Origin of the sequence: Oceanimonas sp. CAM02, from assembly GCF_032842915.1 — a bacterium.
Lineage (GTDB): Bacteria > Pseudomonadota > Gammaproteobacteria > Enterobacterales > Aeromonadaceae > Oceanimonas > Oceanimonas smirnovii.
The window spans coordinates 68868-79552 of the sequence record NZ_JAWJBK010000007.1 but is presented as its reverse complement, the minus strand read 5'-3'; the positions used below and the strand labels follow the sequence as shown (position 1 = coordinate 79552).

Genomic DNA, 10685 nt, shown 5'->3' with positions numbered 1-10685 from the left:
AACTGAGCTTGTGTCTCGGTGGTAGACAGCGAGGCCTCGACGGCCTCACGTTTGAATGTGTCGCTAAAGCGACGGCGGGGTTTGTATTTCATAACACCTTCTCATTAAATGAAGGTGTCTACTTTTCTCGGGCCAGTCCACTGCTGACAGCTTATAGCTGACCGCTTACAGCTTGCCGTGGGGTATGTTATGGTTCGTGCCGAGACACGGGGTGTCCTGCGATGCAGGGCTGAGATAACACCCGTTGAACCTGATCCAGTTCATACTGGCGAAGGGATGTCAGCCTGTCGGCCTGGTGCCTTTGCTGCCTTATGCCTTCGCCTCAGCTTCGAGGTAGAAAATGCAAACTTCCATTCCATTTAATGAACAACTGGTGCTGGTTACCGGCGGCGCCCGGGGCCTGGGCGAGCATCTGGTGCGCGCCTTTTTGCGCGAAGGTGCCAAAGTGGTGATCAACTACCTGAACAGCGCCGAGGCGGCACAAAAGCTGGCCGCCGAAGCGCCGGAGCAGACCCTGGCGGTGCAGGCCGATGTGACTGATGCCGACGCCGTGCAGGCCATGTTTGACCAGGCCGAGGCCCATTTCGGCTGCCCGGTAACCACCGTCATCAATAACGCCCTGCCGGCGTTTTCCTTTAATGGTGATGCCCGCCCCCATGCCGAAGCGCTGACCTGGGATCATTTGCACCAGCAGCTGGAAGGTATTGCCGGCGGTGCCTTAAACACCACCCGGGCGGCGCTGCCTGGTATGCGTAAAATCGGTTTTGGCCGTATCGTCAACGTGGGCACCAACCTGTTCCAGAACCCGGTGGTGCCTTACCACGACTACACCGCTGCCAAGGCGGCACTGCTGTCGCTGACCCGCACTCTGTCGCAGGATCTGGGCCCGGACGGCATTACCGTGAACATGGTGTCCGGCGGCCTGCTGCGCACCACCGATGCCTCTGCCGCTACTCCCGAGGAAGTGTTTGACTACATTGCCGCCAATACGCCGCTGCGCCGGGTGACCACGCCGGCGGAGTTTGCCGACGCCACCCTGTTCTTTGCTTCGCCCTGGTCCCGCTCGGTGACTGGCCAGAATCTGGTAGTAGACGGCGGCCTGGTGAAAAACTGATGAGCATGAACGAACGCATGATGCACCTGAACCTGTTTTTGTTTGGGTGCGGCCACCACAGGGCCGCCTGGCGGCACCCCAATTCCGCAGTAGAGCAACTGGGGGACATTCGCTATTACGAGCGGCTGGCGCAAACCGCCGAGCGTGGCAAGCTGGATGCGGTGTTCTTTGCCGATGGCCAGTCGGTGGGAAATGTCTCCGACGGCAGCTACTGGTTTCTGGAGCCGCTCACCGCCATGGCGGCCATGAGCCGGGCCACGGATCGCATTGGCTTTATCAGCACTGTGTCGAGCACCTTTTTCACGCCGTTTCACGCCGCCCGCATGATGGCCTCGCTGGATCATATCTCCAGTGGCCGCATGGGCTGGAACGTGGTCACCTCCATGTTTGACGTGGAAGCCCGCAACCACGGCTACGAGGCCATGCCGGCCCATGCCGAGCGCTATCGCCGGGCCGAGGAATTTGTGAATGCGGTGATCAAACTGTGGGATTCTTGGGCTGCAGACGCCCTGGTGATGGATCGGGCCGGCCACTATGCCGATCCCGATAAGGTGAACCCCATTAACCACAACGGCGAGTTCTTTCTGGTGGACGGCCCGCTTAATGTGCCGCGCCCGCCTCAAGGGCACCCGGTGCTGTTTCAGGCCGGCGCCTCGGAGCAGGGCCGTACTCTGGCGGCCAAGTGCGCCGAAGCCATTTACGCCGTGGCCTACGATCTGCCGGCGGCCCAGGACTACTACCGCGACATCAAGCGCCGGGTACAGGACACCGGTCGCAACGTGGACGTGCCCATCATGCCCGGGCTGGTGACCTATGTGGCGTCTACCGAGGCCGAGGCCAACGCCAAACAGCGGGAGCTGGATGAGCTGCTGCCTGCCGACGCCTCGTTGCGCCAGCTGGGCACCTATGTGGGTCAGGACTGCTCCGGCTGGGAGCTGGACGCCCCGGTGCCGGCGCTGCCGTCTTTGGATGTGTTTACCGGCCCGAAAGGCCGCTACGCCACCGTGCTGCGCATTATCGAGACCGAGCAGCCCACGGTGCGCCAGCTGCTGGGCCGGCTCGCTGCCGGTGGCGGCCACTGCACCATGGTGGGCACGCCCGAGTCCATTGCCGATCGCATGGAGCAGTGGTTCCGCAACGAGGGGGCCGACGGCTTTAATCTGATGCCGCCGTCACTGCCCGCCGGCATCGAGGACTTTGTGGATCAGGTGGTGCCCGAGCTGCAACGCCGCGGCCTGTTCCGTACCGAGTATGAAGGCTCAACGTTGCGGGAACATTTGGGACTTCCACCTGCGGGGAGCTGTCAGCTGTAAGTGGCGGGGGTTGGAGGCTGCGATATTATTCGCGGCAGCGGTGCCGCAGGTGAATGTATTTGCCCGGTGTAAAACCGGGCCTACAATTCCCCAGTCCCCGTATTCTCACCCGCCCGGCGGCGTCAGTCGTTGCTCAAGGCGGCGGAACAGGGCGTCGAGCATCATGGCCATCAGCGCCACCATCATCCCCCCCTGCAGCACAAAGGCCAGGTTGTCGGTGAGCAGGCCGGCAATAATCACCTCGCCAAAACCCTTGGCCGCTACCGTGGAGCCAATGGTGGCGGTGCCTATGCTGATGATCAGCGAAATACGAATGCCCGCCACCAGAGTGGGCAGGGCCAGAGGCAGTTCCACCCGCCACAGTTGTTGCAGGGGTGTCATGCCCATGCCCCTGGCCGCCTCGCGCACGCTGGCGGGAATTTGCTGCAACCCGGTCACGGCATTTTCAAAAATCGGCAGCATGCCGTAGAGCAGCAAGGCCACCAGGGTGGGAGTAAGGCCAAAGCCCAGCGCCGGCACCGCCAGGGCCAGCACCGCCACCGGCGGAAAGGTCTGGCCCAGGTTGGCCAGGGCCCGGGCCAGGGGAAAAAAGGCCTTGCCCGAAGGCCGGGTAACGGCAATGGCGGCCCCCAGCGCCAGCAGGGTGGCGGCGGCAATGGCGGCAAACACCGCCAGGGCATGCCAGCCCAGCAGGTTGAGAAAACTGTCCCGGGCGTAAATGGCCGGCGCGGGTTCATTGACCAGGGGGCGAAACAGCGGCGTGAGTGCGTCCATGTTCAGGGTGAGCAGCGCCAGCAGCAGCCCGGGGATCAGCCAGCCCAGTGTGCGGGTCATGCGCCGGCTCCTTGTTTCAGCAGCTGGCTCAGAGTCACTTCACCCACCGGCTGGCCGGCCTCATCCACCACCGTCAGCCGCTCTTCACCCTGCCAGAGCAGCTCGGCCATGGCGTCTTTCAGGCTGGTGGCCGCCGGCAGGGTGGTGCCGGTGGGCCCCGTAAGCGGAGCCATGATATCGGCCAGAGTCTGGGTGGCCAGCAGCCGCAGGGATCTGTCCCGGCCGCCCACCAGACTCTGCACAAAGCCCGGCCTGGGGTGGCGCAGCAGGGCTTGTGGGCTGTCCATCTGCAGTATTTCGCCCTTGTCCATGACCGCTATCACGTCGGCCATTTTAATGGCCTCTTCCAGATCGTGAGTCACCATGATGATGGTGATGCCCAGCAGTTGCTGTATGTGCAGCAGCTCGTCCTGCAGGTGCTCGCGAGTGAGCGGATCCAGCGCACCAAAAGGCTCGTCCATTAGCAGCAGCTCGGGGCGTGCTGCCAGCGCCCGGGCCACCCCCACCCGCTGTTGCTCGCCGCCGGACAGCTGGTGCGGGTATTTGCCGGCAAAGGTGGCGGGGTTGAGCCGGAACAAACTGAGCAGCTCGCTGACCCGGGCATCGATGTCGGCTTTGCTCCAGCCCAGCAGCCGCGGCACCGTGGCAATGTTGCGGGCAATGGTCTGGTGCGGAAACAGCCCCACTCCCTGAATGGCGTAGCCAATGCGCCGACGCAGCTGCTCGGCAGGGATGGTGGTGACCTTTTGCCCCTGAATAAAAATCTCGCCCGAACTGGGCTCTATCAGCCGGTTGAGCATGCGCAATGTGGTGGACTTGCCGCAGCCGGAGGTGCCCACCAGGGCGCAGACTCGGCCGCTGTTCACGCGAAACGACAGTTCCTTTACCGCCGTCTGCCGGCCGAATTGTTTGCTCAGGTTTTTTACTTCAATCATTCGCGAGTGCCTTGTTGCAGGGCGATCAGGGTATCGATAACAATGGCGAATAAAAACGCCAGCAGCAGGGTGGGCAGGGCGCCGAGGATCACCAGATCGGTGGCGGTTTGCCCCAGTCCCTGAAAGATATAGGTGCCATAGCCACCGCCGCCCACCAGTGCCGCTACCGCCACCAGACCGATATTGAGCGTGACCACCACTCGCAGGCCACTGAGGATCACTGGCAATGCCAGCGGCAGCTCCACTTGCCACAAGCGCTGGCGGCGGCTCATGCCCATGGCGGAGGCCGCCTCGCGCACATGGGCATCGACCCGGTCAAAACCCAGCGCCGTGTTGCTGACGATGGGCAGCAGCGAATACAGAAACAGGGCGATCACCGCCGGTGCCGCGCCAATGCCGCGAATGCCAAGCTCCCCCAGCCAAGGGTGCGCCGTGGCCAGCAGGCTCAACGGCACCATCAACAGGCCAAACATGGCCAGGCTGGGAATGGTCTGCAAAATATTGAGCACCGGAAACAGCGCCGACCTGAGCCCCGGCGAGCGGTGGCAGGCCACCCCTAAAGGAATGCCCGCCAGCACCGCTGGAATAATGCTGCCCAGGGCCAGTTGCAGATGGCGCAGCCCTTGCCGCCAGAAATCGCTGCGGTTGTGAAACTCTTTCAGTAACGACAGCTGGTCACACAAGCCCGAAGCCAGCAGCGCCATCACAGCTGCGGTAAGGGTGGCCACCAGCGCCAGCCGGGCGGCAGGCCCGAGTTTCAGGCGCAGGGCGGTGTCGGTGATCAGCAAACACAGCCAGAACAGCCCCAGCCAAAAGCCGGCACCCAGGGAAACCCGGGCCAGGGGGCCGGCATGTTCCAACAAGGCGGTGGCGGTGTGACCGGCGGTATACAGCAGCAACGGCAGGGCGGCGGCGGTGAGTGCCAGTCGCAGGAGCAGGGCACGGTTAGCCAGACAAAGCGGCAGCAATAACAGTGGCCAGAGACCGGTGAGGCCGGCGGAACTGAGCAGACTCAGAGACTCACCGGGCAAAATGCGGTTGGGTTGCAGGCCGACAAAGGGCAGCGCCAGCAGGCTGGCCACCAGCGCTGCTGCCAGCAAGCCGCCGACCTTGTCGGGTTTTAATGATAAAGGAATGGGTCACTCCCCGAAGTCAATTTTTGGTTATTTATTGCAGGCACGCGCATCAATACTTAAGCTCGGTCATTCCGGCCTTCGAGCCGGAATCCATTCTGCAGAAAGCTGAGTGTTCCGCATGAAAACAGTGCCCCATGCCATGGACTCCGGGTCAAGCCCGGAGTGACGGCGTTCTTTGGCCCGGTTTTAACCGGGCAAAGATGCATCAGTCCTGGCTCAGCCCGGCCAGATAGTCGGCGGCCACGGCTTCGGCGCTTTCGCCGCCAATGGCGATGCGGCTGTTAAGGGTCTGCAGGGTGGTTACATTCAGCGACTGAAACACCGGCTCCAGAATGCCGGCGATCTCCGGGTGTGCCTTGAGCACACTTTCCCGCACTATGGGGGCGGGGGCGTAAACCGGCTGCACGCCCTTGTCGTCGTCCATGACTACCAGACCCACAGAGGCAATGGCACCGTCAGTGCCGTACACCATGGCGGCGTTGGTATCGTCGGTTTGCAGGGCGGCGGCCTTGATGGTGGCAGCGGTGTTGCCACCGGAAAGCACCAGCAGCTGGCTGTCACTCAGTTCAAAGCCATAGGTCTGCTGAAAGGCGGGCAGCACGGCGGGGCTGGACACAAACTCCGCCGAGGCCGCCAGCTTGATCTCGCCGCCTTCACTGACATAGCGGCCAAAGTCTGACATGGTGGCCAGATTGTTGGCCTCGGCAATGTCCTGACGCAGGGCAATGGCCCAGGTGTTGTTGGCGTTGGCCGGGGTCAGCCACACCAGCTGATGGGCATCAAAGTCCAGTTGTTTGGCCAGGGCGTAGCCCTGTTCAAAGTCCTTCCAGGCGTCGCTGTCTTCTTTCTGATGAAAAAAGGCGGCATTGCCGGTGTATTCCGGATAAATATCCACTTCGCCGGCAATAATGGCTTTGCGCAGTATGGGGGTGCCGCCCAGCTGGCTGCGGTTTTCCACTTCAAGGCCGGCATTGTTCAGGGCCTGATAAATCAGATTGCCAAGCAGGCCGCCTTCGGTATCGATTTTTGACGATACTACTATGGGGTCGGCTGCCATGGCCGGCAGCGCCAGAGTGGCAGTCAGGGTAAAAACGGCGGAAGCCAGCAGCTTTTTCATCAAAATCATCCTTATTCGGCGAAATTCAGCATCTTTTCTGTTTGCAAGAGTACCCCAAGCTAGATCTCATCTGAACCCTGCTCCGGCTTTTTTGGGGTTTTCCACGGCGTTTTGTTAGCTCGCCTGAAGAATTCCAGCGGTCGCCACAACCCGTGGCTTGCAAAGCATTCCCAGCCCCAGCGCAGCCAGCCCAGCAGAGCAAAGGCCAGCCACAATGCCCACAGCAGCATCAGCAGCCGGTATACCAGCAACGGCACCGACAGCATCCAGCCGGTGGGCAGGGTGGCTGCGCTGCGATCCTGATACCAGTTAAGCCGGTTACCCCAGGAGCCGTTGCCGGCAATCTGCATATCGGGCAGGCCCAGCAGTCCTTGCTGAATGGCGGCAAACAGATAGCTAAGCGCCACCAGGGTCAGTAATACCAGGCCAATTTGCGCCAGATTGAACCAGCCGCCGGCCTGCTGATGCTGCCAGCGTTGACGTAATCCCAGGGCCAGCAGCCAGAACACCACAGTGGCAGCCATCCACAGCGGAACCTGAGTCAGCCCCAGCCCCAGCAGCAGCCAGTGATAAAAACGCAGCGGTGTGAACGGCAGCCGGGCCAGCCCCGCCGCCAGCAAGGCGGTGATGGCCAGCAGGCTCCAGAACAGCACTGCCGGCCCCAGCCGAGGGCCACCGGTAAACAGCACCCAGCGATCCTGCCCCGGCACCAGCTCGATGCGGTGGTTCACACTGGGGCTGTTGAGATTCACTTGAGGAGTAGTGAACACAGGGCCGATGCCTGCCGGCTGCCGCCAGTGAATGCGGGCGGTTTGTGTGCCCGGCGTTAATGGCAGGGTAAGGGTGCGTTCACTCAGGCGCAGTGGCAGGGTACGGCCATTTATTTCCACCCTCTGCAGCTCGGCGCTTTCAGGCAGTTGCAGCGCATGGCGGCCACCCTGGCTGCTGCGCAGGATCAGTTCAAGGTGTGCATCGGTGGCATGCTTGCCGGGCTGCACCTTCAGGCTGCTGGCATCTATGGTCAGAGTCTGGCCGGGTACCGTGGCCGGCCGGGAAATGGCAAGGGTCAGTTGCTCGCCGGGCCAGGGCCGCCATTCGGGCAGAGCGCCGCCTTGCGGGTGTACCGGAGCCAGCCCGTCGCTGTTCACATGCCAGATGGGGCTGGCGTCCAGCCGCCAGGTCTCACTCCAGTCTTGCGTGTTTGTCGCTGTCAGCACCAGCGAGTCGGTGCGTGCCAGTGCCGACTGCCAGCTGAGCTGGCGCTGGCCCGAAGCCAGACTGATCAGAGCCTTGCCGTTTTCCACCTTAATGCCGTCGGTAAGCACCGACTCACCGGGCAGCAAGGGAATGGCAAGACGCAGGGTTTGATCCACATTGGTCTGGCGCACCAGCTGATTTTCTATCCGCCAGTCCAGCCCCAGCTGCAGAGTGCGGGTCAATTCGGCAAAGTCCGGCAGTACGCCGGGTTTTAATGCGGAGCCTTCGGGTTTGCCATCGGCGGTCAGTCGTGTGAGTTGCAGCCGGCCTTCGGGGACGCCGTTTTCATTCACGCCCTGCAGCCTCCAGCCATTCAGTCGGGCGTTCACCCGTTTGGGCGGCATGGGCAGGGACAGTTGCAGCTGACTTTGGGCTGGCAAGGGGCCACTCATCTCAATACGATGAATACCCGCCGGTAATGGCAAGTGCAGCACGCCCTCGCCATTGCGCCACAGTCCGCTGGCGGCAGTGCTGTTCAGCTGCACCTGCTTTGGCTGCCAGCGGCCCGGCAGGGGCACTGCCATAGGGGTTTGAGTATGTATGTTCAGCGTTAATATCAGGGTATCCGGCTCGGCAATAAGGGTTAAATCAGTAGCAAGCGCACACTCGGGCAGACAGTCGGGCGGGGCCTGCAGCCGGGTTTTCAGCTCCGCCAGCAGCTCGGGCGAAGGAAAGTCGGCCTTTGCGCCGGGGGCAGCCAGCAGCAGAGGCAGCATCAGCAGCGTGAGCGGCCAGCTCCACAGCTTTTGTTGCAAGCTCTTGCCATCTTGAAGGTTAAAACCCGCCATGCGCAGCACCAGCAGGCACAACAGTACTACCCGCAGCAGATTCAGGCCGGCATTCACCTTGGGCGACAGCAAGAATAAATGCAGCTGTTGCTCGGGCGTGACCGGGCCATTCCATTCAAATTCCAGGGTGCGCCAGTGCCAGTCCGGCAACCCCGGGCCTGTTTGTATTTGCGCATTCGGATCCAGCCGGGGCAGAGCACCAGGTGCAGGTGCGCCGGAGGCAGACAGTATGTTATCTGTCATGGCTTCAGCCCTGGCCTCCAGCTCGGCGCTGGCCTGGCGCAGGCTGCCGGTTACAGGGGCGGGCATCACCGCTCCCGGCCTTGCCAGTTGCGGATAAAGGGCGGTGCGTACTTCATCCACCATAAAAGGGATGGTGAGCGAAGTAAGTACTAACAATGCCAGCAGCCGGTAGCCTGCCACCCAGGTTCGCAGCCGGTTGGCGGGCAGCACACGCAACAGAGCCGTTGCTGCCAGCAGATGCAGCCAGATCCAGCGTGGCGGCCCCAGTCCGGAAGCCTGATGCCAGATAAGCCCGAGTGTCACCAGCGTAAGCATGCCCCAGTGCCAGCCCCACAGCCGCAATGCCGCCACGGCGGCGATCAGCACCAGAAATAAATCCAGCAGGGTCCAGCGTTGCAGCCAGGTGTGGGGGCGGTTGTCCATGCCAAAGGCGGCCAGCAGGCTCCAGCCCGGTGGCAGGTTCAGTCGGCTGCTGACATTATCTGTGGTGACATTCCAGCCCGACACCGGCAGGCTGCCAATATGGTTTGTCTGCCGGCTGTCGGCCACCAGTTCAACCGGGCCGGGGCGCAGCTCTATGCCGGGCTGACTGTTATTCAGCTGAGTAACCGGCCGGGGCTCGCCGTTCACGGTAATCCGCCCCGGGCTCAGCGAGCTGGTAAGGCGAATGCTATGGCTCAGGTTGCCACTCAGAGTGTCGTTAACGGTGTAGCCACCCCCGTTAAAATCGAGCCACAGCTCTCGCCGCAGGCTGAGAGGACTTTGTGACGGACCCGGATCGCCCCGGCGCAACTCGGTAAATTTCATGGTGGTGCCCGGCGTCATATAAAAAGCAGGCAAAGTCTGCCAGTGGGCAGGCAGACCGCTTTGGCCGGCATCCACGGCGTTGGGGCCATTGATTTCCATCACTCTGAGTTGCGGAAAAGCCTGCACTACCCAGACTTCTTCTTTAGGCCAGGGGGTGGGAATGGCAGGCAGCGACAGGGCCTCGGCCGGCCCGGTATGACGGCTGATCAGCTGCAGCTGCCAGTTGCCCGGGCGTATCTGCAGCCGCAGACGACCGTCGGGCATCAGCCGGGCCGGCAGGGGGCTGTTCAGCGCCAGTGGTATCTGATCTTCAAACAGCACAGGTCCCAGCTGCAGCTCCCTGGGCTCGCCGGCCACTTTCAGCTCAATGTGAGTATTCACCTGCAGGGGGATGTCGTCGGCAATATGACGATAGACGGTCATGTTCAGGGTATTGGCTGCGGGGGTCTGAGCCTGGTTGCGCCGGTCGGGCCACAGCCGGCCCTGTTTATCCAGCTCAGGCTCAGCCACAGGCTGGCCGTTTACACTCAGTGCCAGCAGTCCTGTGCCCGGGGCGAGCTGCAGGCTGACCGGCATGCTGGCCCATTGCCAGACACCGTTGATGCGGTGCTCTCCTGCTGGTAAAGACAGCACCGGCTTGCCGTCGCGCTCCCCCAGCAAGGCAGGCACGCCGTTTACCATTACTTGCTGTGGCCAGTGCTCACGGTTGCCGGGCAGAGGTATATCGGCGTCATCATACAGTTCCCAGCTTTGCTCAAAACGCCCTTCCTTGTCATTTAATGCGAGGTTCAGCTGCCCGGGCCAGGCGCACTGACGCTGAGTGCTCTGCTGGTACAGCAGCGGGCAGCGGCTTTGGCTGCTGCCCTGCAACACCCAGCCGGTCCAGGGCTGCAAGGGTTCCGGCACCTGCTCCGCACGGGAGAGAATGGGCAATAAAAACAGCAACAGGGAAAGAATGAGGCGCATAACAGTCCTTGTAAGGCTGCGCAAAAAGTGTGCTTAAAGCCTAGCAGCGAATTGAGACCGGGAGCCTTTCGGCTATTTTTATGGCGATTTGTGAGTAAAAATTTGTGTATGACCTTACAAAAAACCGACCTTATGCTTTTTAGCTGGATTTTTCTGCTATAAAGTTGCCTTGTCT

7 protein-coding genes and 1 riboswitch are annotated in these 10685 nt (G+C 61.9%); of the genes, 2 read left to right on the top strand and 5 right to left on the bottom strand.

The features are described 5' to 3' along the window. Positions 1–197 precede the first annotated feature (197 nt). Positions 198–294, top strand: a riboswitch (TPP riboswitch). A gap of 46 nt (positions 295–340) precedes the next feature. Next, the gene (locus R0I78_RS02555) at positions 341–1114 is read left to right on the top strand and encodes a 3-oxoacyl-ACP reductase (protein ID WP_317074200.1); all 774 of its coding nucleotides are present in this window, start codon (positions 341–343) and stop codon (positions 1112–1114) included. Further along, the gene (locus tag R0I78_RS02550; protein ID WP_317074199.1) at positions 1114–2427 is read left to right on the top strand and encodes an LLM class flavin-dependent oxidoreductase; all 1314 of its coding nucleotides are present in this window, start codon (positions 1114–1116) and stop codon (positions 2425–2427) included. The genes R0I78_RS02555 and R0I78_RS02550 overlap by 1 nt, the downstream gene beginning before the upstream one ends. A gap of 105 nt (positions 2428–2532) precedes the next feature. On the opposite strand, the gene R0I78_RS02545 is transcribed toward R0I78_RS02550, so the two are convergent. The 5 genes from R0I78_RS02545 to R0I78_RS02525 form a co-directional block, all read right to left on the bottom strand. After that, the gene (locus R0I78_RS02545) at positions 2533–3261 is read right to left on the bottom strand and encodes an ABC transporter permease (RefSeq protein ID WP_317074198.1); all 729 of its coding nucleotides are present in this window, start codon (positions 3259–3261) and stop codon (positions 2533–2535) included. Beyond that, complete coding sequence (locus R0I78_RS02540) at positions 3258–4196, bottom strand: ABC transporter ATP-binding protein (RefSeq protein ID WP_317074197.1); 939 nt, start codon at positions 4194–4196, stop codon at positions 3258–3260. Before R0I78_RS02540 ends, R0I78_RS02545 begins: the two co-directional genes overlap by 4 nt. Beyond that, entirely contained in the window at positions 4193–5296 is a 1104-nt protein-coding gene (locus tag R0I78_RS02535; RefSeq protein WP_317074196.1) for an ABC transporter permease, read from the bottom strand. The genes R0I78_RS02540 and R0I78_RS02535 overlap by 4 nt, the downstream gene beginning before the upstream one ends. A gap of 241 nt (positions 5297–5537) precedes the next feature. Continuing rightward, entirely contained in the window at positions 5538–6449 is a 912-nt protein-coding gene (locus tag R0I78_RS02530) for an ABC transporter substrate-binding protein (RefSeq protein WP_317074195.1), read from the bottom strand. A gap of 59 nt (positions 6450–6508) precedes the next feature. Continuing rightward, entirely contained in the window at positions 6509–10510 is a 4002-nt protein-coding gene (locus tag R0I78_RS02525) for a hypothetical protein (protein ID WP_317074194.1), read from the bottom strand. Positions 10511–10685 lie beyond the last annotated feature (175 nt).

Excerpts from the sequence above, each read along its gene's own strand:
- R0I78_RS02555 (WP_317074200.1), top strand. The coding sequence starts at position 341 with ATGCAAACTTCCATTCCATTTAATGAACAACTGGTGCTGGTTACCGGC.
- R0I78_RS02525 (WP_317074194.1), bottom strand. The coding sequence starts at position 10,510 with ATGCGCCTCATTCTTTCCCTGTTGCTGTTTTTATTGCCCATTCTCTCC.
- R0I78_RS02530 (WP_317074195.1), bottom strand. The coding sequence starts at position 6,449 with ATGAAAAAGCTGCTGGCTTCCGCCGTTTTTACCCTGACTGCCACTCTG.
- R0I78_RS02540 (WP_317074197.1), bottom strand. The coding sequence starts at position 4,196 with ATGATTGAAGTAAAAAACCTGAGCAAACAATTCGGCCGGCAGACGGCG.
- R0I78_RS02545 (WP_317074198.1), bottom strand. The coding sequence starts at position 3,261 with ATGACCCGCACACTGGGCTGGCTGATCCCCGGGCTGCTGCTGGCGCTG.
- R0I78_RS02550 (WP_317074199.1), top strand. The coding sequence starts at position 1,114 with ATGAGCATGAACGAACGCATGATGCACCTGAACCTGTTTTTGTTTGGG.